The organism is Paraburkholderia sp. GV068 (assembly GCF_003058125.1).
Classification (GTDB): Bacteria; Pseudomonadota; Gammaproteobacteria; order Burkholderiales; family Burkholderiaceae; genus Paraburkholderia; species Paraburkholderia graminis.
Window position 1 is genome coordinate 26312 of record NZ_QBUB01000009.1, and the last position, 24113, is coordinate 50424.

General features: G+C 62.3%; 30 protein-coding genes. 13 read left to right on the forward strand and 17 right to left on the reverse strand.

The genetic code is table 11. The features are described 5' to 3' along the window. Positions 1–24 precede the first annotated feature (24 nt). Together C8K18_RS18915 and C8K18_RS18920 are read left to right on the forward strand one after the other, a co-directional pair. The gene (locus C8K18_RS18915) at positions 25–264 is read left to right on the forward strand and encodes a hypothetical protein (protein ID WP_107708814.1); all 240 of its coding nucleotides are present in this window, start codon (positions 25–27) and stop codon (positions 262–264) included. 58 nt (positions 265–322) lie between these two features. Beyond that, complete coding sequence (locus C8K18_RS18920) at positions 323–892, forward strand: YdeI family protein (RefSeq protein ID WP_107708816.1); 570 nt, start codon at positions 323–325, stop codon at positions 890–892. A 50-nt stretch (positions 893–942) separates the two neighbouring features. Here the strand turns inward: C8K18_RS18920 and C8K18_RS18925 are convergent, their stop codons facing one another. The 5 genes from C8K18_RS18925 to C8K18_RS18945 all read right to left on the reverse strand — a co-directional run bounded on the left by C8K18_RS18925 (position 943) and on the right by C8K18_RS18945 (position 7232). After that, entirely contained in the window at positions 943–2334 is a 1392-nt protein-coding gene (locus tag C8K18_RS18925) for a four-carbon acid sugar kinase family protein (protein ID WP_107708818.1), read from the reverse strand. Continuing rightward, complete coding sequence (locus tag C8K18_RS18930; protein ID WP_107708820.1) at positions 2331–3629, reverse strand: ribulose-bisphosphate carboxylase large subunit family protein; 1299 nt, start codon at positions 3627–3629, stop codon at positions 2331–2333. Before C8K18_RS18930 ends, C8K18_RS18925 begins: the two co-directional genes overlap by 4 nt. Further along, positions 3626–4165 (reverse strand): VOC family protein, encoded by a 540-nt coding sequence (locus tag C8K18_RS18935; RefSeq protein ID WP_029966205.1) that lies wholly within the window; start codon positions 4163–4165, stop codon positions 3626–3628. Before C8K18_RS18935 ends, C8K18_RS18930 begins: the two co-directional genes overlap by 4 nt. A gap of 92 nt (positions 4166–4257) precedes the next feature. Beyond that, entirely contained in the window at positions 4258–6144 is a 1887-nt protein-coding gene (locus C8K18_RS18940) for a TRAP transporter large permease subunit (RefSeq protein WP_107709069.1), read from the reverse strand. 62 nt (positions 6145–6206) lie between these two features. Next, a complete protein-coding gene (locus C8K18_RS18945) occupies positions 6207–7232 on the reverse strand; it encodes a TRAP transporter substrate-binding protein (protein ID WP_029966207.1) in 1026 nt (341 codons plus the stop codon). Positions 7233–7430: 198 nt separating this feature from the next. Here C8K18_RS18945 and C8K18_RS18950 point away from each other — a divergent pair, with 198 nt between their 5' ends. The 3 genes from C8K18_RS18950 to C8K18_RS18960 all read left to right on the forward strand — a co-directional run bounded on the left by C8K18_RS18950 (position 7431) and on the right by C8K18_RS18960 (position 10116). Then, positions 7431–8486, forward strand: a complete 1056-nt coding sequence (locus C8K18_RS18950) for a LacI family DNA-binding transcriptional regulator (protein WP_107708822.1) — start codon at positions 7431–7433, stop codon at positions 8484–8486. Positions 8487–8645: 159 nt separating this feature from the next. Then, on the forward strand, positions 8646–8963 hold the full coding sequence (locus tag C8K18_RS18955) for a helix-turn-helix transcriptional regulator (RefSeq protein WP_006049391.1): 318 nt from the start codon (positions 8646–8648) through the stop codon (positions 8961–8963). Positions 8964–9054: 91 nt separating this feature from the next. Next, on the forward strand, positions 9055–10116 hold the full coding sequence (locus tag C8K18_RS18960; RefSeq protein WP_107708824.1) for an alkene reductase: 1062 nt from the start codon (positions 9055–9057) through the stop codon (positions 10114–10116). A 150-nt stretch (positions 10117–10266) separates the two neighbouring features. Here the strand turns inward: C8K18_RS18960 and C8K18_RS18965 are convergent, their stop codons facing one another. The 3 genes from C8K18_RS18965 to C8K18_RS18975 form a co-directional block, all read right to left on the reverse strand. Next, positions 10267–10794 carry a GNAT family N-acetyltransferase gene (locus C8K18_RS18965; RefSeq protein WP_107709071.1) on the reverse strand — a complete coding sequence of 176 codons (528 nt, stop codon included), beginning with the start codon at positions 10792–10794 and terminating at the stop codon, positions 10267–10269. 54 nt (positions 10795–10848) lie between these two features. Then, entirely contained in the window at positions 10849–11310 is a 462-nt protein-coding gene (locus C8K18_RS18970; RefSeq protein ID WP_029966211.1) for a VOC family protein, read from the reverse strand. A gap of 66 nt (positions 11311–11376) precedes the next feature. Further along, entirely contained in the window at positions 11377–11634 is a 258-nt protein-coding gene (locus C8K18_RS18975; protein ID WP_107708826.1) for a hypothetical protein, read from the reverse strand. Positions 11635–11816: 182 nt separating this feature from the next. Between C8K18_RS18975 and C8K18_RS18980 the strand changes: the two genes are divergently transcribed. Further along, positions 11817–12230 carry a hypothetical protein gene (locus tag C8K18_RS18980; RefSeq protein WP_006049386.1) on the forward strand — a complete coding sequence of 138 codons (414 nt, stop codon included), beginning with the start codon at positions 11817–11819 and terminating at the stop codon, positions 12228–12230. 89 nt (positions 12231–12319) lie between these two features. On the opposite strand, the gene C8K18_RS18985 is transcribed toward C8K18_RS18980, so the two are convergent. Continuing rightward, positions 12320–12547, reverse strand: a complete 228-nt coding sequence (locus tag C8K18_RS18985) for a DUF2795 domain-containing protein (RefSeq protein WP_006049385.1) — start codon at positions 12545–12547, stop codon at positions 12320–12322. Positions 12548–12771: 224 nt separating this feature from the next. On the opposite strand from C8K18_RS18985, the gene C8K18_RS18990 reads away from it, so the two are divergent. The 3 genes from C8K18_RS18990 to C8K18_RS19000 all read left to right on the forward strand — a co-directional run bounded on the left by C8K18_RS18990 (position 12772) and on the right by C8K18_RS19000 (position 15880). Continuing rightward, positions 12772–14937: a response regulator gene (locus C8K18_RS18990; protein WP_029966218.1), complete on the forward strand. Its 2166-nt coding sequence runs from the start codon at positions 12772–12774 to the stop codon at positions 14935–14937. Positions 14938–14999: 62 nt separating this feature from the next. Further along, entirely contained in the window at positions 15000–15215 is a 216-nt protein-coding gene (locus C8K18_RS18995; RefSeq protein WP_029966220.1) for a zinc ribbon domain-containing protein, read from the forward strand. An 89-nt stretch (positions 15216–15304) separates the two neighbouring features. After that, entirely contained in the window at positions 15305–15880 is a 576-nt protein-coding gene (locus C8K18_RS19000) for a low affinity iron permease family protein (RefSeq protein WP_107708829.1), read from the forward strand. 69 nt (positions 15881–15949) lie between these two features. On the opposite strand, the gene C8K18_RS19005 is transcribed toward C8K18_RS19000, so the two are convergent. From C8K18_RS19005 to C8K18_RS19015, 5 genes are all read right to left on the reverse strand, one after another. After that, the gene (locus C8K18_RS19005) at positions 15950–16243 is read right to left on the reverse strand and encodes a DUF6723 family protein (protein ID WP_029966222.1); all 294 of its coding nucleotides are present in this window, start codon (positions 16241–16243) and stop codon (positions 15950–15952) included. Positions 16244–16409: 166 nt separating this feature from the next. Then, positions 16410–16535, reverse strand: a complete 126-nt coding sequence (locus tag C8K18_RS33740; RefSeq protein WP_006049380.1) for a hypothetical protein — start codon at positions 16533–16535, stop codon at positions 16410–16412. Positions 16536–16603: 68 nt separating this feature from the next. After that, the gene (locus C8K18_RS19010; protein WP_006049379.1) at positions 16604–17032 is read right to left on the reverse strand and encodes a GFA family protein; all 429 of its coding nucleotides are present in this window, start codon (positions 17030–17032) and stop codon (positions 16604–16606) included. A 67-nt stretch (positions 17033–17099) separates the two neighbouring features. Further along, entirely contained in the window at positions 17100–17252 is a 153-nt protein-coding gene (locus C8K18_RS33335; protein WP_006049378.1) for a DUF6496 domain-containing protein, read from the reverse strand. A gap of 195 nt (positions 17253–17447) precedes the next feature. Beyond that, positions 17448–17993, reverse strand: a complete 546-nt coding sequence (locus C8K18_RS19015) for a DUF4142 domain-containing protein (RefSeq protein WP_006049377.1) — start codon at positions 17991–17993, stop codon at positions 17448–17450. Between the two features lie 206 nt (positions 17994–18199). Between C8K18_RS19015 and C8K18_RS33340 the strand changes: the two genes are divergently transcribed. Together C8K18_RS33340 and C8K18_RS19020 are read left to right on the forward strand one after the other, a co-directional pair. Further along, positions 18200–18370, forward strand: a complete 171-nt coding sequence (locus C8K18_RS33340; RefSeq protein ID WP_006049376.1) for a hypothetical protein — start codon at positions 18200–18202, stop codon at positions 18368–18370. Between the two features lie 72 nt (positions 18371–18442). Further along, positions 18443–19531, forward strand: coding sequence for a glycosyltransferase family 4 protein (locus C8K18_RS19020; protein WP_053860752.1), 1089 nt, complete (start codon positions 18443–18445; stop codon positions 19529–19531). Positions 19532–19583: 52 nt separating this feature from the next. Here C8K18_RS19020 and C8K18_RS19025 read toward each other — a convergent pair whose 3' ends face one another. Further along, entirely contained in the window at positions 19584–19991 is a 408-nt protein-coding gene (locus tag C8K18_RS19025; protein ID WP_006049374.1) for an Hsp20/alpha crystallin family protein, read from the reverse strand. Between the two features lie 29 nt (positions 19992–20020). Beyond that, on the reverse strand, positions 20021–20461 hold the full coding sequence (locus C8K18_RS19030) for an Hsp20/alpha crystallin family protein (protein ID WP_006049373.1): 441 nt from the start codon (positions 20459–20461) through the stop codon (positions 20021–20023). Between the two features lie 263 nt (positions 20462–20724). Here C8K18_RS19030 and C8K18_RS19035 point away from each other — a divergent pair, with 263 nt between their 5' ends. Further along, entirely contained in the window at positions 20725–21180 is a 456-nt protein-coding gene (locus tag C8K18_RS19035; protein WP_053859454.1) for a hypothetical protein, read from the forward strand. 145 nt (positions 21181–21325) lie between these two features. Further along, the gene (locus C8K18_RS19040) at positions 21326–21604 is read left to right on the forward strand and encodes a hypothetical protein (RefSeq protein ID WP_107708833.1); all 279 of its coding nucleotides are present in this window, start codon (positions 21326–21328) and stop codon (positions 21602–21604) included. Positions 21605–21623: 19 nt separating this feature from the next. Here C8K18_RS19040 and C8K18_RS19045 read toward each other — a convergent pair whose 3' ends face one another. Beyond that, positions 21624–24035 carry a PAS domain S-box protein gene (locus tag C8K18_RS19045; protein ID WP_107708836.1) on the reverse strand — a complete coding sequence of 804 codons (2412 nt, stop codon included), beginning with the start codon at positions 24033–24035 and terminating at the stop codon, positions 21624–21626. Between the last annotated feature and the right edge of the window lie 78 nt (positions 24036–24113).

The following is a 24113-nucleotide window of genomic DNA, read 5'->3' on the forward strand; positions in this document are numbered from 1 at the left end:
TAATGCAACCCATAGGAGCACACGATGACGAACACACCATCGAACGACGACGATGATCGGGGCAACCCTTCGAAATCTACCGGGGCTTCCGGCGGCGGCTCATTCGGCAATCAGCGCGGCGCGCCGGTGACCGGCGGCTCGCCCGACAATGGCGAGCGAGGCGATGGCGATGTTCATCCGTCGCGTAATGATGTCGGGCCAGACGGGCGTAAAAGCGAGAGCCGGTCACAACGCGATACCGGGGACGATACTGAACGCAGGTAATGCAAGCCTTCGGTGAACGAAAGCGCCCTCGGCCTGAATGCAACCATTCGGACCCACCATGACTCAGCTTCGTCTGACATGCCTTGACCAGAACGAATGGGAAAACTGGTTGACGCAAAACGGCGACACGTCGACCGGAATATGGCTGCGCCTTGCCAAAAAGGGAGCCGGGCAGCCAACCTTGACTTACGAAGAGGCGCTGGAGAGCGCTCTTTGTCATGGCTGGATCGACGGCCAAAAACGGGCTGAAAGTGAAGAATACTGGTTGCAACGCTTCACGCGACGATCGGCAAAAAGTATCTGGTCGAAGCTCAACAAAGAGCGGGCCGAAGCGCTGATCGCCGCAGGCCGAATGCTTCCTTCGGGCATGCGGGAAGTCGAGAAAGCCAAAGAGGATGGCCGCTGGGAAGCTGCGTATACGTCGGCCAGCAACTCAGTCGTACCGGACGACCTGCAGGCCGCACTCGCTGCGAATCCCAAAGCCAGCGCCTTCTTTGCGACGCTGAATGGACGAAACCGCTACGCCATCCTGTTTCGGATACAGAACGCCAAAAAGCCTGCAACACGGATGCGAAAGATCGAGGAATTCATCGGCATGCTGAATCGCGGCGAAACCATTCATCCGTAGTCGCGAAGATCGGGACGCGGCGGACACTTGCCGATCAACGGTCAACGCAGTTAGACGCTCTCGTGCTCGTCGTCGCCATACCCTTCGAGCATTTGCTGAAACACGTCTGCGTCGCCCATCTGGCCACCCTTGAGCATCAGCTCGACGCCGTCCAGTTCGGCACTGTCGGCATGCACGCGGCACACGGTCACGCCGGCCGGCAGCGGAGCAAGGTACGACAGGCCCCATGCGCCCAAGGTCCGCACAGCGATGCTCGAGGTGTCTCCGCCAGCAATGCCGACACGCTGCAATTTCACTGCGCCCAGCACCTGGCGCAGCAATGACGCACACGCGTGCGCGAGTTGTGGCAGCGCGCCGGGCGTTTCGTACGCGTTCGACCGGCGCCGCGCCGTGAAGGCCAGCACATTGCTTCCATTGCGCAACGCGTCGGCGATTGCGGCCACTTGCGTCATTAGATAGCCGTGTGCCGATTCGCCCGTCATTTGCAGCGGGTCCAGTTCAATGTGGCGATAGGAATGCGCGGCGCGGATCTGCACCTCGGTCAACAGCGACAGACTGCCGGCCAGCACGAATACCGGACCGCGTGCACGAGCCAACCGCTCGCGCTGTGGCACTGCTTCACTGGCGGCCGATTGGCCGAGCGCCGACGCATACGCCTGCGCCACGCTGCTCGCGCCTACCGCAAGCAGCGGCGCGGCACTTCTCGCCTGATGCATCAGCAAGCGCCCAATCGCGTGAAGATGCGAATCGTCGAGCACGTCGAACAGCACGGCATCGGGCCGCAAAGCGAGCCGGCCTTGCAGTTCGCTCCGAAGCGCGGCGTCGCCTGCCGCGTAGCAGCGCCAGTCGATGTACTGCACGTTATCCACGCCCTGCCGCTGCAGATGCACGCGCAAATCCGCCTCGTTCATCGGCGTAACGGGATGCCGGCTCATGGTCGGGTGACGATCGATCCGATAGATGGACGACTTGTCATCATCAGCACCCGCCGCTGCATACAACTCACCAAACACGCAATAGCGCCGCAGATTGGGCTGTCCGCCAATCACTGCAACAAGCGGATTCGCGCAATAGTCGCGCAACGTGCGGATCGCCACGCCGATGCTGCCCGTTTGCGGCGCGCTATCGAAAGTCGAGCAGACCTTGTAGTGCATCACGCGCACGCCGAGTTCGGCAAACGCCTGACCGACATTTGTGAGTTCGACCCGCTGCTCATCCGGCGACATCGTACGCGCGGCTCCCGCCACGCCAATCGCATCGAGCGGGCCGAGCTTTCGCAGACGCGCTGCGTCCGGTGGCGCTAACAGCAGCATCGTGCGCAAGCCGGCGCGTGCGAGATGCGCGAGCGTATCGGTCGCGCCGGTGAAATCGTCGCCGTAAAACGCGTATTGCGGGCCGCCGCCGGTCGCGCCGCTGCGGCTGTGGTCGTCGTGTGAACTCACTTGCGGCCGCCGAAAAACTCGAGCGCGCGCCGCAGTTCCGGCATGCGCTCCGCGTAGACCGGCACGGGCGTGCCCGCCTCTACCGCGGCCCATGCCTGCCGCACACTCATCACACCGGCTGCGGGGCCATCGGGATGCGCGAGAATGCCGCCGCCCGACATGAACAACAGGTCGGTGGATCGCACTGCATCGAACGTCGCTTGCGCAGTGCCTGCCCACTGTCCCGAAGAAAACGCCGGCAATACCGTGTCGTCGCAGCCTGCGGCGAGCGGCGTCGCGCAGTCGCGTGCGGACTCGATGACTTCGTCGTCGCTTTGCGCGAATTTGCCGGCGAGGCCGTGTACATGCATATGATCGACGCCCGCCAGACGCCACAGCGTCTGATAAGCCTGAAACGATATGCCGAGCGACGGATCGCGCGACATCATGCCGTAGCCGTTGCGATGCGCGTGCAGCACCAATGGCGTGGCGCGACGCAGCGTCTGAATAGCGGAAAAGCCGCACCAGTTGATGCTTGCCATCACACACGTGCCGCCCTCGCGCTCCACCAGTTCCGCGTGACGACGCATCGCGTCGAGGTCGTCGGTGATATTGAAGGCGACCATGACCGTGCGGCCGCTGCGCTCGCGGTAGCGACGCACTTCGGACATGACCGCGCGCACGCGTTCCGCGAGCGGCGCATGCGCGGGGTTCGCGCTTACTTCGTCATCCTTGATAAAATCGACGCCTGCTTCGCACAGATCGCGTACCAGTGCCGCGGTTTCTTCAGCGCTCAGGCCCACGTTCGGTTTGATGATGGTGCCGATCAGCGGCCCGCCGGTTACCTGCGTCAGCGCACGCGTACCCTGCACGCCATGACGCGGAGTTTCAAAGCGCGCACGATAAGACGCCGGCAAACGCAGCGACAATAAGCGCATGCCGGTGACTTCGCCGAGGTCGTACAAATTGCCCGCGACGGTCGCGGCAAGCGTCGGCAAGTTGGCGCCGATGTTGGCAAGCGGAAAAGAGAGCGTGACGCGCGCGCGCCGCCAGGGTCCTCGCGCGCCCAGTCGGGCGAGCCATGAGCTATGAAGACTCGGCTGCGCCGCGGGTTCCAGCTCGTCGATGCGCAGCACGCTCGCGCGGCTTCGCGCGCGCAGTGCGTCGGTTTCGTTGGCCACGCGCACGAACGTGCCACTCGACTGCTCGCCCGCCATGATCTCGGCGACCCGCGCGGTATCGAGCGGCGTCTCGATCAGATAATCGGCTTCGAGCGAATCGCGATCGCCGCCATGCGGCTGCTGTGCGTCGGTCATAGCGCGTTCAGATCAGGAAAGCGGCGCACCGGCTCGCGGCCGTCCCAATCGCGTGAGGCTGCGTAGATCATGTCGAAGAGCTTGCCCTTTGGACCCGCAATCTCCGAGAGCTCAATCACCGTTCCCGGATGATTCTCCGTGTCGAAGTAAACAAAGCGGCCATTGCGGCCGACTTCGCCGCTCATCGCAACCTTGAAGCCTTGCTGCTGCAAACGCGCGAGGTCGGCGTCGAACGAAGTGGTCCAGTAAGCGTTGTGCTGAAGCCCTGTATTGCCGGCGATGAGAAAATCGCGGTACATGGAGGGCGCGTCGTTTCTTGTCTGAATCAGTTCGACCTGAAGCGGTCCCGAGTTCGCCAGCGCAACGGAGTTATGGACTTCGTATGATTGCCCGCGATAAGTGTAGTTTTCAATCGGCACACGTTCGTTGTAAAACCACGGTCCCACACCGAGCACGCGGCTCCAGTAATCCATCGCGGCTTCGATATCGCGCACCACGTACCCCGCTTGACGAATCTCGCCAAAGAAACGACTCATGAAAATCTCCCCACGCAGCAAATATTGATAGACGAGCGACTCCCCGGCGCGGCAAAAATGCAGCGCCCGAAGGTCGAACGGAAAGACAGCAGTTAGAGAAAGCCGGTTGAAATCCAGGGTATCGCGGCAACGACAATCAGCCCCACGATCAACGCCCCCATATAGCCGACGATAGGACGGATGCCCGCATCGGGACTGACCTTGCTGATCGCACACGCGGAGTAGTAGCCGACACCGAACGGCGGCGAAAAGAGGCCCACACCCATCGAGAGAATCACCACGATCGCGTAGTGAACTTCATGCACGCCCGCAAGCCGCGCGATTGGAAACAGCAACGGACCGAACAGCACGATCGCCGGAATGCCTTCGAGCACGCTGCCGAGCATCACGAACACGACGATCGACACGGCCAGAAAACCGTATGCGCCGCCGGGCATTGCACCCATCCATTGCGCCAGGTCCTGCGAGAAACCCGATTGCGTGAGGGCCCATGCCATTGCAGTGGCGCAGCCGATAATGAACAGAATCGCGCCCGACAAAGTGGCTGCATCGACAAGCATGCGGGGAAGCCGTCGCCACTCGAAACGGCGATAGATAAGGAGGCCGATCAGCATCGAGTAGGCGATGCCGATGGTCGACACTTCCGTAGCGGTCGCGATGCCCTCCACCACCGCGGCCCGGATCACGAACGGCAACGCCAGCGCGGGCAGCGACACAATAAAGAGCCGGCCTATCTGCCGCTTGCTGAAGCGCTGCGTGCCGCTCAGATCTTCCTTCCGATAGCGCCACCACACGACGACGCACAGAACGAGCGCGAGCACGGCGCCCGGCAACATCCCCGCAGTAAAGAGCGCGGAAATGGAAAGCCCGGTGACGGAGCCAATCGTAATCAGCACGATGCTCGGCGGAATGGTTTCGCTTTGCGCGCCGGTGGTGGCAAGCAGGGCGACGAGGTCGCCCTCGGACGCGCCGCGCTTTTTCATCTCGGGAAACAATACGGGCGCGATGGCGGCCATATCGGCCACTTTGGAACCGGAAATGCCGGACACGAGATACATCGCACCGATCAGCACAAACGACAGCCCGCCGCGCACATGACCGACAAGGCTCGCGAGGAACTGGATCATCGCGCGCGCCATGCCTGTCATTTCGATCAGCAGGCCGAGAAAGACGAACAGCGGCACCGCCAGCAGCACGAGATGCGACATGCCTTCGTCCATGCGCCCCACGACCACTTCCAGCGGAGTGTAGGTCGACAGGCCGAGATAGCCGAACGTGGCGAGTGCGAACGAAAAGCCGATTGGCACGCCGGAGAAGATGCCGATTGCAACCACGCCCACAAAGAAGATGATCAGATTCGCCTTGCCGAGCGTCTGGAACCACGGTCCTGCCCACATCGCCGCTGCGCCGAAAAGCGCCGCGATCGCCAGAGCGATAGCGACGTCGCGCATGCGGCAAGTCTGTGCAAGCCGCATCACGCCGACGACCAGCATCAGCGCGGCGCCAATCGGCAATGCAAACGCACGCCACGCATTGCTGATCTGCAAAGCAGGCGTGACGATGGCCGCTTCGCCGGATGCGTAGTTATAGGCGGGCGCAACGAGCAGCGCGAGCAATGCGACCGACGCGGCAACGGCAAGCGTGTCGACAAAGGCGCGACGCTCCGCCGATAACCGGCTGACGAGCGCGGTCATACGCATGTGTTCGCCGCGTCGCAATGCGAGAACAGCGCCTAGCATCGCGAGCCAAAGGAACAGGATGCCGGCCAGTTCATCCGACCACACCAGAGGTTGATGCAACGCGTAGCGCGATACCACGCCCGCGAGCATCACCACGATTTCCACAGCAAGCAGCAGCGCCGCGCACACTTCGACGACCGAAATCAGGCCGCGGTCGAGCGCCTTCAGCCAGCGGCGCGGCGTGCTCACCGTCGGCAACGGCACAGCGGCCTGCGCCGCGTTCAATACGTGATTCGACATGCTGCCATCTCCTCGCGGCCGTGCGCCGCGCGTCGTCCGATGCTTGCCCGCGCGGTGTTGCATCAGGCCAGTTTGCCGACCGATTGCTCGAGCAGGTCCCACGCCTCATTGCCGAACTTGCCTTTCCATTGCGCGTAGAAACCCGCTTGACGCAGCGCCGCGCGAAACGAATCAGGCGCGGGCCGGTTGATCGCAAGGCCCTTGCTTTGCAGATCGGCGACCGCCGCGTCGTTGAGCTTGCGCACATCGTCGCGCTGCTTCAGCGCGCACTGATTGAACGCGTCGCTCGCAATGCCTTGAAGGTCTTTCGGCAGACGCTGCCATGCGCGCGGATTCAGTACGAACCAGTAGCCGTCCCACATGTGATTCGTCAGTGAGCAGTACTTCTGCACTTCGTAGAGCTTTGCGACCTGCACGATAGGCAGCGGATTTTCCTGCGCATCGACAATATGTGTTTGCAGCGACGAATACACTTCGCTGAATTGCAAACTGGTCGGTGCGGCGCCGAGCCCCTTGAACATGTCGATGCTGAGCGGGCTCACCGGCACACGAATCTTCAGTCCGCGCATGTTCTGCGCGCTCGTGATCGGTCCGTTGCTGGTGGTCGTCTGACGAAAGCCGTTGTCCCACATCTTTTCAAACGACTCCAGTCCGGCCTTCTGCATCGCCGCGCGCACATAAGCGCCGAGCTTGCCGTCCATCGCGGCCCACACCTGGTTGTAGTCGTTGAACGCAAAGCCGACGGCGTTGATCGCAACCGACGGCGCGAGCGTCGATACGACGAGTGCGGAGGGCGTGAACATTTCAATGCCGCCGCTGCGCACCTGCGCGAGCATGTCCGTATCGCCGCCGAGCTGGTTGTTCGGGAAGATACGGATCTCCATGCGCCCCTTCGACGCCTCGCGGATCTGATTGGCCGCCTCCTGCGCCCGAACGTTCAGTGGATGCGTAAGCGGCAGGTTATTGCCGTACTTGAACACGAACTCCGGGCCGGATGCAGCACGCACGATCGCCGGAAAGCCGAGCGCGCCGGCCATCGGCGCGGCGGCTGCGGCACGCAGCAATGCGCGTCTCGCGAGGTTGGTCATTTGAGTGTCTCCTTGCTTATAATTGATGTGACTGACGAATCCATCAAAAAACATCATCACCTGCTGGCAACGCTCCGACTTCCGATCGACTGCGTTGATCTGTCGTGTGATAGCTGCAAGACTAGGCGTGCGCGGCAATCGCTGTCAAACCGCGAACCTGATGGTTTTTGATGGACTTCCAATCTGCGAAGGACGGTTATGGCCGATCCGGTTAACCTCATCACCGCCACACGTGCCCGCATTCCGGACATCGCGCGCGCTGCGGGCGTCTCCACTGCCACGGTGGACCGTGTGCTCAACCGGCGCGAAGGCGTGCGCGCCGTCACCGCACGGCGTGTGCTGGAGGCGGCCGCGCAACTCGGCTATCTGCTCACACAGGAAGCGCCTGCTGCGGCCGCTTCCAAACCCATGCGCATCGCGTTTCTGCTGCCCGCCGGCACGAATCGCTATCTGCATATGCTGGGCGACTATATCGACTTCGCGCACGATCAATGGAATGCGCTCGACATGAAGTGCCGCGTGCATTACGTCGAAAGTTTCAACCCTAAAGAACTGGCCGACCGTCTGCTGCATTACGGACAACGCGCGGATGGCGTTGTATTCATGGCGCTCGAGCATCCTGTGGTGCGCGATGCAGTCAATGCGCTGGCCGACCAGGGCGTGCCCGCGATCACGCTCATTTCGGATCTGTCGAATGCGCGGCGTCTCGCTTACGTGGGCATCGACAATCGTTCGGCGGGACGCACCGCGGCACTGTTGCTCGGTCGTTTCATGGGTCCTCGGCCGAGCGGAAAGATCGCAATGCTAGCGGGCAGCCTCAACTATCGCGGACATGAAGAACGCGAGATCGGCTTTCTTCATCTGATCGAATCCACCTTTCCGCAAGTGCGCGTCATCGGACTGCGCGAAGGACAGGACGATAGCGAGCGCAACTATATGCAGACGCGCAGGCTGCTCGAGCAGCATCCGGACCTCGCCGGCATTTACAACAGTGGCGGCGGATCGGATGGCGTGGCGCGCGCAATCGTCGAAGCGCGCTCGGAACAGAAGATTCTTTTCGTCGGGCATGGGCTGACGCCGGACACGCGAGCCTTGCTAATCGACGGGACCATGGACGCATTGATCACGCAGACTCCGCAGGCCATGGTAGGAAACTGTTTGCGTATTTTCCGCAACGTGCGCGACAAGCGCGATGCGATGAGCGACGTGAAGCCGGTGCAGTTCAGCATCGTGCTGCGCGAGAATCTGCCCTGATGTGGGGCGTCATCCATTCCCCCACCCCCAGTAGTGCCTCAACGCATATCGTCAAAATCCGATATATACTTCGTCCAGTAGCGATGCAGACGTAAGGCAACGCGACGCATCAACGCGCCGCGCGCCTGCTCATTGAAACCGCATGACGGTAGTTGACGAATGAAACGAACCCCCATCGCGCCGGACATCGACGCGATACACAAGGCGCTCGCCAATCCGGTGCGGCGCGAGATTCTTGGCTGGCTGCGCGAGCCGCATGCGCACTTCGCCGATCAGGAACTCCCGCTCGATCACGGCGTATGCGCAGGCAAGATCGACGCGCGCTGCGGGCTCTCGCAGTCCACCGTGTCGGCCCATCTCGCGGCGTTGCAGCGCGCGGGACTGGTCACGTCGAAACGTGTGGGGCAATGGGTGTTCTTCAAACGCAACGAGGCCGTTATTCAGGCGTTTCTCGAGCATATGAACTCGAAGCTCTGAGTCGTCCCGCATCGCCGCTTTTCGTCACTTTCTTGTTGTCACGCAACTCTTTTCGGCAAGGCGTCCGCGCCTCCGCCAAAGGTGAATATTTATGCCGACTCTTTTCGATCCGCTGCAAATTGGCGACCTCACGCTGTCGAACCGCATCATCATGGCGCCGCTCACACGTCAGCGTGCGGAGGAAATCCGCGTGCCGAACGCGCTGATGGCGAAGTACTATGCCGAACGTGCGACGGCGGGCCTCATCATCAGCGAAGCCACTTCCGTCACGCCGCAGGGCGTGGGTTATGCCGACACGCCGGGCATCTGGTCGCAGGAACAGGTAGAAGGCTGGAAGCTCGTCACGCAGGCCGTGCACGCTGCCGGCGGCAAGATCTTCCTGCAACTGTGGCACGTGGGCCGCATTTCCGATCCGCTGTTCCTGAACGGCGAGTTGCCGGTCGCGCCGAGCGCGATTGCCGCGAAAGGCCACGTGAGCCTCGTGCGCCCCGAGCGTCCGTATGTGACGCCGCGCGCACTCGAACTCGATGAAATCGCGGGCATCGTTCGGGCCTTCCGCAAAGGCGCGGAAAACGCGAAAGCAGCGGGCTTCGACGGCGTTGAAGTGCACGGCGCGAACGGCTATCTGCTCGACCAGTTCCTGCAGGACAGCACCAATCAGCGTACCGACGCCTACGGCGGCCCGATCGAAAATCGCGCGCGTCTGCTGCTCGAAGTCACCGACGCCTGCATCGACGTGTGGGGCGCACAGCGCGTGGGCGTGCATCTCGCGCCGCGCCGCGACTCGCACGACATGGGCGATTCGAATGCCGCGGCAACCTTCGGCTATGTGGCCCGCGAACTCGGCAAGCGCAAGATCGCGTTCATCGCCGCACGCGAAGCGTTGGGCGAAGATCGCCTTGGCCCGCAGTTGAAGAAGGAATTCGGCGGCCCGTACATCGCGAACGAAAAGTTCACGAAGGAAACCGCGCAGCAAGTACTCGACGCAGGCGAAGCCGACGCGGTGGCCTGGGGCCAGTTGTTCATCGCGAATCCCGACCTCGTGCGCCGCTTTGCGACGAACGCGCCGTTGAACAAGCCGGACCCGGCTACGTATTACGCTCGTGGCGAGACGGGTTATGTGGATTATCCGGCGCTGGAGACTGTGGAATAAGCGGTGGAATAAGCAGTAAAGCAAGAAGATTCGCTGCTGCAAACATGTAGTGAAAAGCGGCGGGTGTCATCGGAGCATGTGCAAAACTCCGGCGAGGCCCGCCGCTTTTTTTGCTCTGCGTCGCGCAAAGCGTGCACGTCAAAAACCGCATCAACCAAGATCGCGTCGCATGAAAACGCGCTTCGATTCATCAAGCCCTCGCGCAATATGCGCATCGCGCCGCGCAATCAGCGCGTCATCAAGCTCGGCTTCTTCGATATCGCGGAAGCCGAGTCGCCGGTAATACGGCGCATTCCACGGCACGTCGCGATACGTCGACAAAACAAGCTGCATGAGCCCGCGCGAACGCGCCAGTTGCACGATTTCTTCGATCAACGCCGCGCCGATGCGCCGCCCGGCATGCGAGGTCAATACATCCAGTTCCTGAATGTAGATGCGCGCCGGTTGCGGCTCGAACATCAGGAATCCGGCGCGCGTTCCCTCGCTATCCACCGCGACGATAATCTCCTGCGCCGCAATCTTGCGCTCGACAACAGAGAGGCTCATCGGCGGCGCATCCGCGATGCCGGTCATGCCGACGCTCGCGAAGCGCGCGCCCGCTTCGAATTCGATCGCGCGAATGGTTTCTGCATCGTCCGCTTTTGCAAAACGGAAACTGACGCCGGCGGGTTGTTGCATGTGAATCGGAACAAAACCGGCGCGGTTAATCTCAGGCTCGTTACGCATATCCCGCTATATCCAGCCTTCGATGTTCAAGCCGCTCACGCGCTCCGCTTCTTCGCGCGAAACGGCGCGCACGGTCTGCCCGAAGCTCCAGATATGTCCTTCCGGATCGCGCGCTGCATAAACACGGTCGCCATAAAACTGATCCGCCGGTTCGCGCGTGATGACAGCGCCCTCGGCCCGCGCGCGGGCGCAATGTTCGTCGATGCCTTCGCTTAGTTGCACGTGCACCGATTGCGTATTCTTCCCGCCGACCGATACAGGACTCACGGAGTCTTCCGACCATTCGCGGCTAATCATCACGTAGCTATCGCCGAAACGCATTTCCGAATGAGCGAGTTGCCCAGCGTCGTCGGTAATCACCATTTGCCGCTTGAAGCCGAAAGCCCGCTCGAGCCATTCGAGCGCGGCGAACGGGTCCTGGTAATAGACGGCCGCGCCCAGTGACGGCCGATGCGTCGATTCACTCATGAGAAGTCCCTTGCAAACCGGAGCCCGAGCGCGGCGCTCCTGCAATTTAACTGACACGACGACGCGTTATTGACTCCCGGAGGCCGCGGACGCCGCGCTGCCCGATTGGCCCGAAGCACCGGCCGCCGCGGTATCGCTCGCGCGTTTCGCGGCGTCGCTCTCACCGCTCGTTCCATTCGCGCCCGCCGAATTGCTTATCACACCGCTGCTGGCGGAACTCGTGGTGTCCTTGTTCGCGTCGTCCACCTTCTTGCAGCCGGACGCGCCCATTGCCAACGCGGCAATCGATACGGCCAGCAACGCGCCTTTCAGATTCGAATGCATGGTAGCACCGTTCGGTTCGCCGTCGCGCGAGGCACGGCTTGGGTTAGTCGATGTCAGCCACGCGCAGCATCGCTCATGCCCGCACGTATGCGCGACAGGTCGTACGCGACCGCGGCAAGCGGCTTGCTGGGAAGCTAGTCTCGCCCGCAAATCTGGCGATGCCACTAAAAGGAGAACCGATCATGCTGCTCAGCGACGAAGAACTTGCGCGCCTCGAAGGCGTTGCGCCTTTTCTCGAGAGCGAGGCAAAGACGTCGCTCAACTTCGCGCCTGACTACGAAGTGACGGCTGAATTCGCGGCGCATCTGCAGCCGGGCCTGCGCATTCGCGCGGCTAATCAGGACTCAGGCGATGCCGACGCGCCGCCTTATCCGCTGAACCTGTTCGTCGGCTTGCCGCTCGACGAATTGCGCGAACTCATCGAAGCCAAAGACAGCGCACGCGATGCAATGATCGCGCGCTTCGGCGCGTCGTTCACGCCGCGTCTGTTGCGTGCAATCGAAACCGAGACGCCGGGCGCGATCAATCTCGATGCGGGCGTGCAGAACGAGGCGGGCACGCTGTCGGTGATGCTTGCGGAGCTTTCGCAAACATGACGCAACGCGAACCGTTGCTGCTTGTAGTTCGTTCCGTCGCTTGCAGATTTGACAGCGGCCGCGGCCTTGCACGCCGCGGCCGCGCGAGGTCACTCGTTGCCCACGCCCTTCGAGACTTCCGCCGGACTGCCGTACTCCTGTTCCGGCAAACGTTCGAGCGCGTCGAGCACTTCGTCGTCGGCGCCGTTGCCTTTTGCGGTGTCCAGCAGACTCGCCTTGTCGGCGGGATACGAGGCGCCTTTCAGCGCCTTCTGGACATCGATGAATTTGCGAATCGGACCGCCGTTGGAACTGGTCGAATTGCTATTGGACGCCATATGCATCTCCTTGAGGTTCGTCATCGGGTGGCAGACGGTGCAGCATCGCGCGTTCCTCGCGCGCGTTCACACGTCGCGTGGCAGCGTCGCATGCAAACGCACTCTTTCGCCGTGTCAGGAATGAATCTGGCTGCAGCCATCTATAGGGCCGCCGCGGTACGGGCGGCCCGGTTTCTTCTTCTCAAGCAAGCAAGCAAGCAAGCAAGCAAGCAAAGGATCTTGCCGTGAGCACTGCGGACCGCGAAGCCATTCTTGTCAACCAGCAAGCGATTCTGGCGCGATTCGGCGAGCTTGCGTTGCGTTCCGACGATCTCGACGAGATCCTCACCGAGGCGTGCCGGCTCGTGGCCGAAGCGCTGCAAACCGACATGGCGAAGGTGATGGAACTACAGAAGGACCGCGTCACGCTCGTCGTGCGCGCGGGAGTCGGCTGGCCGCCGGGCGTCGTCGGCGAGGCCAGGGCGCGCGCCGAGCGCGGTTCGTCCGAAGGCTATGCGCTGCAAACCGGCAAGCCCGCGATCTCGCCCGACATCGCCAATGAAAAACGCTTCCGCTACTCGCAGTTCATCGTCGATGCGGGCGTGAAGGCGCTGATCAATGTCGTGATTCTTGGCGGAAAAGACCGGCCCGCGTATGGCGTGCTGCAGGTGGACAGCCGCAAGCCGCGTGACTTTAGCGACGTGGACACCGAGTTCCTGCGCTCCTACGCGAACCTGCTCGCCGCTGCGGTCGAACGGCTTCGCATCGCCGCGGAAACGCGCAAGCACGCGACCTCTCTGCGCGAAAGCGAAGAGCGTTACCGCATGCTGGCGACGCAGATTCCGCAACTGGTCTTCACCTGCACGAGCACGGGCGAGCGCACCTGGGACAGTCCGCAATGGACCGAATACAGCGGACTGCCGGAGAAGAACAGCCGCGGTCTCGGATGGCTCGATGCGATTCATCCCGAGGACCGCGACGCGACCATGGCGGCCTGGACTTCGAGCGAGGCGCAGGGCGAATATGCGGTCGCGCATCGCATCCGTCGCGCGGACGGCGCGTACCGCTGGTTTCAGACGCACGCGAGGCCGGTGCGCCCCGAAGGACGCACGGTGACGTGGCTCGGCACATCGACGGATATCGAGGACCAGGCTCGCATACGCGAAGCGCTGGAACGCAGCGGCGAGGAACTCGAAAGACGCGTGTACGAGCGCACGGCCGAATTGCAGCAGGCACTCGACACACTGCATGTGGAAGCGCGCGAACGTTCGCGTGCGGAAGAACGTCTGCGTCACAGCGAAAAGCTGAAGGCGATCGGCCAGCTCACAGGCGGCATCGCGCACGACTTCAACAACATGCTGCAAGCAATCATGAGTTGTCTCGGCCTGATTCGCGTGCGCATGCAACAAGGCCGCCCAAGCGACGTCGTCACGCTCGTCGAGCGCGCGGAAAAAGGCGCGGTGCGCGCCGCGACTCTCACGCACCGTCTGCTCGCGTTCGCTCGCCAGCAAACGCTCGAGCCGCGGCTCGTCAGCCTCGACGCGATCGCGCACGACATGGAGGACATGATCCGCCGCGTGGTCGGCGCGAGCATCAACGTCGAGCTGAAACTCGGCGACGGCGTGTGGCTCGTGCAATGCGACCCGAACCAGATGGAAAGCGCGCTCGTGAACCTGTGCGTGAATGCGCGCGACGCGATGCCGGACGGCGGCTGGCTCACCATCAGCACAAGCGAAGTGATCCTGAACGAAGCCGAGGTGGCCGACTTCGAGGACGCGCTGCCCGGACGCTACTGCTGCATCGCGGTATCCGACACGGGCACCGGCATGTCGCAAAAGATCATGGAGCACGCGTTCGAGCCGTTCTTCACGACGAAGCCTTCGGGCCAGGGCGTCGGTCTCGGCCTGAGCCAGATATACGGCTTCGTCAGACAGTCCGGCGGAATCGTGCAGATGCAAACTGCCGTCGGCAAAGGGACGACGGTGCGCCTCTACATGCCGGCCTCGGTGCAACGCGAGGATGTCGAAGAGCACAGCACTGGCCCCGGCAAAACCATCATGCTCGTCGAGGACGAAGAGATCGTCCGCGAAGTTACCGCCGAGCAATTGAGGGAACAGGGCTATCGCGTACTCGAGGCCGACAGCGGAGCCGCGGCGCTGCGGCTGCTGCATGCGGGCGCGCGTTTCGATCTGCTGATCAGCGACGTCGCCCTGCCCGGCGCGCTGAACGGCCGCCAGGTCGCCGAGTCGGTGAGGCAGCGCTATTCGCGGATGCCCGTGATACTCGTCACAGGCTATGCGCCGGGCGATACACCGTCCGATATGGAAGTGATCAGAAAGCCCTTCTCTCCCGAAGTACTCGCCGCGCGCGTGCGCGCTAAACTGGAGCAATCGCAAGCCGGCGTCGACTAAACGACGCAGTTGCCCCGCGCGGCGATCGGCACTTAAATTTTTCGTCTCGCAGATCGACACCCATGCCAGTTTACGACTACCAGTGCGCCGAATGCGGCAACTTCGAAACGGCGCGCCGCATTGCCGAGCGCGATGAACCGGCGCCCTGCCCGCAGTGCGGAAACGCTGCCGCGCGCGTGGTGATCGGCGCACCGTCGCTCGGCGGCGGCTCAGCCGCTTCGAGCGACGACGCGGGCAGTTACGGCATGCGCCATCGCGGCGGATGCTCGTGCTGCTGACGCATTTTTTCGTATTACCGGAAGCCGCTTGCGCGAACCCGGCACGAACTGTGCTGCGCGTTCGATAGAATCATTACGGGAGAAATAACATGAGACCAGCAGAAGCGCGCTCCAGCTCGGACAGCATCAACACTATTCCGCCGACCTCGAGCCCCGCGTACGCATCGCGCAATCCGGTCACGCGCGCATTCGACGTGTTCGCCAGTTCAGTCACGCGGATCGCGGGTTCGCCCATCGCATTCGGCCTCGCGCTCATCACGATAGTCGTTTGGGCCGTCACGGGACCGGTCTTTCATTTTTCCGACGCGTGGCAACTGGTCATCAACACGGGCACCACGATCATCACGTTCCTGATGGTCTTTCTGATCCAGCAAAGCCAGAACAAGGACAGCGTCGCAATGCATCTCAAACTTAACGAATTGCTCGCGTCGCATCGGGCGGCGAACAACCAGTTGATCGGTATCGAAGACGCTTCAGAAGACGATCTGCGGCGGCTCGCGGCCGCGTACCTGCGGCTGGCAAGCCGCGTCGGCGCGCATGGCAGGGAGAGCGTCGATGTGGATGCGTGCGTGGAGAAAACCACTGCGGAGAAGGCTCGGAACGAGGGGAACAACGAAGCGAAAAGCGAAGCAAAAACCGAAGTAAAGGAAAGCGAACGCGCCTGATCCCGCGCCTCACGCCTGCAATCTTATGCGCGGCCTCGCACGCGGCGCGCCGCGCTTCGCTTCACGCATTCACGGCTCCGGGTTCAGCAAATCCGCCGCGACCAGTTCCGCGCCCTTGCGCGCGGCAGCCTCGCGCGCTTCCAGCGCGGTCTCGAATGGACCGATCATCGGCGCGCCGTCGTAAGGGAAAATCACGCGGTCATCCGTCGTCCTCACGACCTTCAGGTCGCCGGTGAACGTGCCGGTCGCCGTGCGTCGATACGTCGGGTAGATCCTGTAATCGCTCGCGGTGGTGGGCGCACCGTCGGGCGATGCGAAGTCCCGCAGCGAGCTATTGCGAAAGTGCAGCTTCCTTCTCACCATCTCAATCCCTGCAATTGCTATCGTCGACTGGTTAGGGGCCTTGTAAAAAATCACATGGCGATGGCGCATACGCGGACACGGCGCGCATCCAATGCGCGCCGCGCTCTGTCGTCACACGGGCCGCCGGCGTGTCAAAAGCGAACGCCGGCAAGCCTGCTACAGCGAATCAGGGCTGACGTTGTCCGCCCTGATGCTGCGGCGTCTTCTGCTGGTTCTGCTGTTGCTGGCCGCTCTGCTTGCCCGCATTCTTCGGATTACCAGGTTGTGTATTGGATTGCTTCGGATCGCTCATCTCTGCTCCTTGGTTTGCGAAAGTAGTGGCCGGAGGCACCGGCGTTCTGCACTGCATGCTTTACGCGACTATTCAGGGCTTTCCTCCTCATACTCGGTACGCACGCCCTTAGGCAGCCACGGTTCCTTGCGGCGGCACCACAGTTCGTAAGTAGGTTCGTAAAGCCCGACGTTATCGAACGCGCCGAGCGGCACGTCCAGTTCATCGCTTCCCAGATATTCCATGAAGGCCACCGACCCGCACGTCGGGCAAAAGTATCGGCGTCCTTCCGCCGAACTTTGCCAGGCCTGCACGGGACCGGTGAACTCGACAGCGTCGCGGGCGAACATCGCATAGGCGCCGAATGCGCTGCCGTGAACGCGGCGGCACGTCATGCAGTGACACAGCGATACGCGCCGCGGTTGAGCGGTGACGCGAAATCGCACCGCTCCGCATGCGCATCCGCCTGTCTGTTCAGCTTGTCCGCTTTGTGTGGGTTCACTGTCTTGCGTGCCCATGCTGTTGCCTCCGGTCCCAGGTTGCGGTGTCGTCGTGTCGAGCGCCATTCGCGCGCCATTCGGCGCGTTACTTGTCGCTCTTCTTCGGAATCTTTGCGCCCGATTTGCGGGCCTGGTTCAACGCAATGGCGACCGCCTGCTTACGCGGCTTGCCATGTTTCGTTTCGGTCTTGATGTTATGCGAGACGGTTTCTTTGGATGTTCCTCTTTTCAGCGGCATGATCTTCTCCCGTCAGTTGACGCGTTGATCGGAACGCAGCGGGCCGGCTGGCCGGCTTCGGCTGCCATTACAGCTACGACTCAAACTACCATTCAAACGCAGCACGCCACGTGCCACATGGCGTGCTGCGCGAGGTCGGCGTCGACGGAGCGCGGGCTTGCCGCTTCGCGCGGCTCCATCGGCGGGAAGCAGGCGTTACTGCTCCGAGACGCCCTTCTTCGACGCGAGTTGCTGGGCGCGCTGGTAGTGCTCCTTGATGGTCGGCAGCGCCTTTTGCGCGGCCTGCTTGAGCTTCGCGTTCTGCCCGTCGGCAATTTCCTTTTCGAAAGCCGCGATCGTCTTCTTGTGGCCTTCAAGACCGAGCTTCTGGATATAAGCCTGATCGAATTCCTTGCCCTTGAGCGGCTTGAGCGCGTCGAGCACGCTCGTGTCGGAATTGTCCTTCGGCACTTCAACGCCGTGCGGTGCAGCCATCTTCAGTTGGACTGTGAGCTTCGTGTGGTCGATCATCATGTGATGCGCGAACGACTTCACGTCCTTGTCGCTGGAGTTGCTGGTCGCGAGTTTTGAAGCGTCGATTTCCGTCGACGAAGACATCGAGGCGGCCTGAACGAAGTCTTTGTCCACCTGCGAGAGCGGATTCGCGGCGGTGGTGGAAGCGGCTTCCGTCTGCGCGTTAGCAGCGACCGGAACCAGGCTGAAACAACCGCACGCTAGTGCAATTACTGTCATCTTCTTCATGCGTTTCCTCACTTGTTCGAACGGGGTAGCCAGGGTGGCGCAATGTTCGTTGCGACACCGGTAGGCCAGCAACCCGCATGCCGCGGCGCGTCAAGCAGACGAATTTTTCGCGGCCTCGCACGCGAACGCCGGACCAACGCATCGCACCGCTCGGGACCGTGCCTTGCTGATTGCACTTGCCTTCCAACCAACCGAGGGAGAACGCAATGGCAACCAAACCGAACGACCCGAACGAATCCAACGAGTCCACGCAAAACGATTCCGGCGAAGGAACATTTGAAACCGACGTGTCGGAAACCGGCGAAGACGGCACCACTGTCCGGCAAGCGGAAGTGAAGGAAAGTGACTTGTCGGAAGTGAAAAAAGACCAGTCGTAAGGCGTGTCGCGATGGCCGCGTGCGCGCTTATCGCGGACGCGGCCGCAACCCAACCTGATGACAAGATTGCCTGTGAGAATCGCTCAAGTCGCACCTCTCTACGAAAGCGTTCCGCCTTTCGCCTACGGCGCCACCGAGCGCGTGGTGTCCTACCTGACTGAAGAACTCGTTCGACGAGGCCACGAACTCACGCTATTCGCCACGGCGGATTCGCGCACCGCCGCGCGGCTCGTGCCGATCTGCGAGCGGGGACTATGGCGCGATAGCGCGGTGTGGGACACGCTCACGCATCATGTGCGGCAGCTCGCGCGCGTCGCGGATCTCGCGCATGAATTCGACGTCGTGCATTTTCACGGCGATCCGCTGCACTTTCCGCTCGCGCGGTCGCTGCCATGCAAGTCGCTCACCACATTGCACGGGCAATTACTGCCGGTGGATCACGGACCGCTGTTTCGCGAATTTGCGTCGGCGCCGCTGGTGTCGATCTCCGACGATCAGCGCAAGCCCGTGCCCTTCGCCAATTGGCAAGCGACCATCCATCACGGCCTGCCGCGCGACGAATTCGAATTCGAGCCGCGTGCCGGCTCGTATCTGCTCTTTCTCGGCCGCATCATGCCCGGCAAGCGGCCCGATCTCGCCGTCGAAATTGCAAGGCGCGCGGGGCTGCCGTTGAAGATGGCCGGCAAGGTTCACCCCGGCGAGCGCGAGTACTTCACGGAGCAAATCGAGCCGCTGCTCGAACGTTCGCGCGACTTCACCGACTATCTCGGCGAAGTCGGCGGAACATTGCGCAAGGAACTGATCGCGAATGCGCGCGCGCTGATCTTTCCGGTCGAATGGGCCGAGCCGTTCGGCATGGTGATGATCGAGGCGATGGCATGCGGCACGCCGGTCATTGCATTCGGACGCGGCGCGGTGCCCGAGGTGCTGGAGCACGGCGTCAGCGGCTTTATCGTCGATAACGTGGAAGAGGCCGTGCAGGCAGTCGCGCGCATCGGCGAACTGGATCGCGCGCAATGCCGCCGCGCTTTCGACGCGCGCTTCACGGCCGCGCGCATGGCCGACGACTATCTGCGCGTGTACGAGCGCATCGTCGCGGGCACGCGCGCGGCCGTGCCGGCGTCGGACAGCGATGCCGACGCACAGCAGGTATGCGGCTAGCCATCCAACGGACACAAACCGCGGCCCTAACGCACGGGCCGCGGCATTGCCATTAGCCGACGTTCACCTCAATCCGCCGTGGCCGCGCCTCTTCGCGCCGCGGAATGACGAGCTTCAGCACGCCATCCTGCAGGTTCGCTTCGATCTTCGACGTGTCGAATTCCGGACTCAGCGTGAACGAGCGCGAGAAATGCGGCGCGCGGATTTCCGCGTGTTGCAGACGCAAGCCGGCGCGCGTCGGCACGCTCGCTTCCGCTTCGATATGCAGATTGCCGTCGTGCACGCGCACTTCCAGCTTCTCTTTCGACACACCCGGCAGATCCGCCCACAGCGTCACGCCATGCGCGTTCTCGATCACGTCGACGGGCGGCGTGAGCGTCGTGCGCGGCTCGGCCGGTTCGCGCTCGCCGCGCGCGACGGGCTGCTGCTCCTTCTGAACTACATCGGTCGTATCGTTCATGATTCCCTCCATCATCGGTATCGGTGAGATCACTGAATGGCGATTGCGCGAGGCTTGGACGATTCGCGCTTGCCGACGCTAATCGACAGGCAGCCGTTCGTATAGCGGGCTTCCACCTTGTCGGGATCGGCCTGCTGCGGCAATTCGATCACGCGGCGAAATGACCCGGTGAAACGCTCCTGCGCGTATTGACGGGTCGACTCGTCCGCCTCCGGCGCGATGGATTTGCGCTCGCCGGCAATCGTCAGCAAGCCCTTGTCGATCGACACGTCGAGTTGCGACGGATCGATGCCCGGCGCGAACGCGACGATCTCAATGGAATCGTCGGTGGTGCCGATATTGATTTGCGGAAAAGCCGCGAGGCGGCTCGAGCGGATGCTCGAAGGAAAACCGCCGAACAGCGCCGACATCTGCTGCTGCAGACGGTCGAACTGGCTGAACAGGTCGGTCGCGAAGTAAAGGTCGCTCATGATCGTTTCCTCCTCGGTAGTACCGGGGCGAGGAGAGGACGGCACTGCACACTGCACTCCGCCTGCCCGCAGCCCCTGACAGACAAATCGAACACGCAGCGCATTGCAGAAACGGCGCGTCTGCATGATCGCAACTCACTGAACGACTTCTAAAATAAATCCGCGCGCAACGATTTCAAGACCCTTCACGCAAATTTCCGGGCTTGAAAAATAGCGGCGCAGCCACATAGTTGTGCGAGATCAAAAAGTGTCGGAGAAAAGGCATGGAATTCGATTCAGACTGGCTCACTCTTGGTCGTCACCGCGTGTGCCTGCGCTCGCCAAGAGGGTTTCCCACCGAGGGAATGCGAACCGCCGTCGACGTGATACGGATTGCGATAGAGAACAACATGAGCGCCCGCGCGCGCCTCGTCGATGTTGCGGTGCGAGAAGAGAAAACCTACGACGTCTCGGTCGGAACGACCTTCGCGGAAGACCGGTTATGCGCTCCGCAACTGGAAGCCGCGATTGCCACCGTGCTCGGCTTGCTGCCCTCGCAAGTGCGCATCTTCGTGACCGTCGTGACGCAAGAAGAAGTGGACCTGCACTTCGGCGTGTACGAGCGGATGCTGGCCGAAAAAATCAGCGGATTGCCGCCGATCCGGCGCGGCACAGAAGACGCTCTACGCGATATGCGCAGCCAGTCGCGCGTCGACGCGTCGCCGGTAGACAGAAGCTAGGTCCGGTGGCCGCTAGAGACCAGCCTTAAGATTTCCTTCAGCATCGCGCGATAAATTCAAACGATAGATTCAAAGCAACGTCTGTCACCACGCGATACCGGCGAGCCAGCCTCGCCGTACATCAATAAAAATAGTGAGAGAACCCATGCCGAAGGCGAAAACAGCCGGCGCCGCCGCGGCGAATGCACGTCTTGCGTACGTGCTCGAACTCGCGCGCGGGTCTTCGCATATCAGCAGCACATTGAGTCGCGAAAGCGAACGGCGCGCGATTGCGGAAACGCTGACCGAGTTCTGCCAACTGTACGGCGAAAAGGAAGCGGCCGTCTTCCAGAAGCTCCTCGCAGACGAACTGCGGCAACGCGGCAAACGCGACGCCGCCGCGGTCGCTCAGTTCCGATTCACGTGCAATACCTTTGGACGCTGACAGGTCGCGTGCGGTCCCGCTAGTCGTCGAAGCCGCGCAGCATCGCGCTCAATTCGTCGATGCTATACGGCTTGCGAAGCGCTCCCCAGCGAAACGGCAAGGTGTCGACCGCGGGCATCTCGTGGCCGGACGCAAAAATAACCCGTAGCGTGGGCCGCAATTGCGTGGCGCGTTGCGCCAACTCGAGCCCCGGCATGACAGGCATCGACAGATCGGTGATGAGCACGTCGAATGGTTGCGCTTCAAGCAGGCGCAACGCCTCTTGCGGCGAACCGGTGACAACCGGATCGTGGCCGACGAGCTTCAGCAATTCGCCGATGGCCTCGGACGTGTCGATGTCGTCGTCGACCAGCAAGAGACGCAGACTCGTCTCGCCGCCGGCCGGCTGCTGCGTTTCGTGGCCGCGGCTGCTGCTATTGCTGTTGCTAGTGCTGTTCATGTGCGCATTGCTAACGCTGTGGGTATTGGTGTTGGTAGTGCGCACGAGCGGCGCAACGCCGAGTATCTGCCGGATCTTGTACGCCAGTTGTTCGCGGCTATACGGCTTGCTCAGCAACTCGACGCCGGGGTCGAGCCGCCCGCCGTGCACAATCGCGTTTTGCGTATAGCCCGATGTAAAAAGCACCTTCAGACGCGGCAACATCTGCACTGCCTGCGCGACCATCGCCGGACTGCGCAGCGGGCCGGGCATCACCACGTCGGTAAACAGCAGGTCGATATGCACGCCGCTGCGCACGACGGCGAGAGCCTGCTCGGCGTCGTTCGCCTTCAGCACGCTGTAGCCCAGACCGGAGAGCGTATCGACCACAGTGGATTGCACGTCCTTGTCGTCTTCCACGACGAGGATCGTCTCCGTTCCGCCGAGCAGCGTGACCGGCTGCGAAACCGGCGCCTCGACCGCTTCTTCCATCGAACGCGGCAGATAGATCTTGACCGTCGTGCCGTGTCCGACCTCGCTGTAAATCCGGATGTGACCGCCGCTCTGCTTCACGAAGCCGTAGGCCATGCTCAGACCCAGGCCCGTGCCCTCGCCTTCCGGCTTGGTCGTGAAGAACGGATCGAACGCGCGCTGCACGACTTCGGGCGGCATGCCCGTGCCGCTATCGGTCACGGCGAGCATCACGTACTGGCCTGCGGGCACGTCGGGAAAACCCGCGACGTAATGGTCGTCGAGCATCGCGTTCGACACTTCCATGGTCAGCTTGCCGCCCTCCTTCATCGCGTCGCGCGCATTGATCGCGAGATTGAGGATCACGTTCTCCATTTGATGCACGTCGACGAGCGTATTCCACAGGCCGCCCGCCACCACGGTTTCAATCTCGACGGTCTCGCCGAGCGCGCGGCGCAGCAGGTCGTCCATGCCGCGAATCGCGGAGGCGAGATTGATCACGATCGGCCGCAACGGCTGCTGACGCCCGAACGCGAGCAGTTGCGACGCGAGCTTCGCGCCGCGCTCCACGGCGTCGATCGCCTTGTCGAGACGCTCACGGGTCCAGCCGTCGCGCTTATGGCGGCTTTCCAGCAGTTCGAGGTTGCCGCGCAAAATCTGCATGACGTTGTTGAAGTCGTGCGCGACGCCGCCCGTCAGCTTGCCGATCGCTTCCATCTTCTGCGACTGCACGAGTGCGACGCGGGTCTCTTCGAGCAAACGCGTCGCTTCCATTCGCTCGGTGATGTCGCGCGTGATCTTCGCGAAGCCGACCAGCGTGCCGTTGTGGCGGATCGCGTCGATCACCACATGCGCCCAGAAACGCGAGCCGTTCTTGCGCACGCGCCAGCCTTCCGATTCGAAGCGGCCGTCGCGGGCGGCGGCTTCCAGGCCGCGCTGCGGCAGTCCGCGCGCGGCATCTTCCGGTGTATAGAAGCGCGAAAAATGCGAGCCGATGATCTCATTCGCCGCATAGCCCTTGATGCGGTGCGCGCCCGAATTCCAGTTCGTCACGCGGCCTTCCGGCGACAGCATGAAGATCGCGTAGTCCGTCACGCCGTCGACGAGCACCCGGAAACGCCGCTCGCTTTCGAGCACTGCGTCGTGCACCGCTTTCTTGTCGGTCATATCGCGCACGATCTCGCCGAAGCCGAGCAGCGCGCCGTCGGACGAACGCAGCGCCGTGAGCACGACGCTCGCCCAGAACGCCTTGCCGTCCTTGCGTAGCCGCCAGCTTTCACCCTCGAAGCGGCCTTCGCGGCGCGCCGTGGCGAGCGCCGTTTGCGGCAGACCTTTGGCGCGCTGCTCGGCGCTATAGAAGATGTCGAGCGGCTGACCGATCACTTCTTCTTCGCTATAGCCGTGAATGGCTTCTCCGCCCGGATTCCACGAGCGAATGCGGCCGTCTTCCGACAGGCCGATCACCGCATAGTCGCGCAAAGACTGAAGCCATATATTCGCCCAGTTCTGAACGATGTCATCCGGCTCGTATGCATGCGCCATCAAGCTGCTCCTGGACAATAGGCCGAGGACCTGGCCTGCGATTCAATGCGCCGGAGACGGCGCACCCCGTGTTCTTGT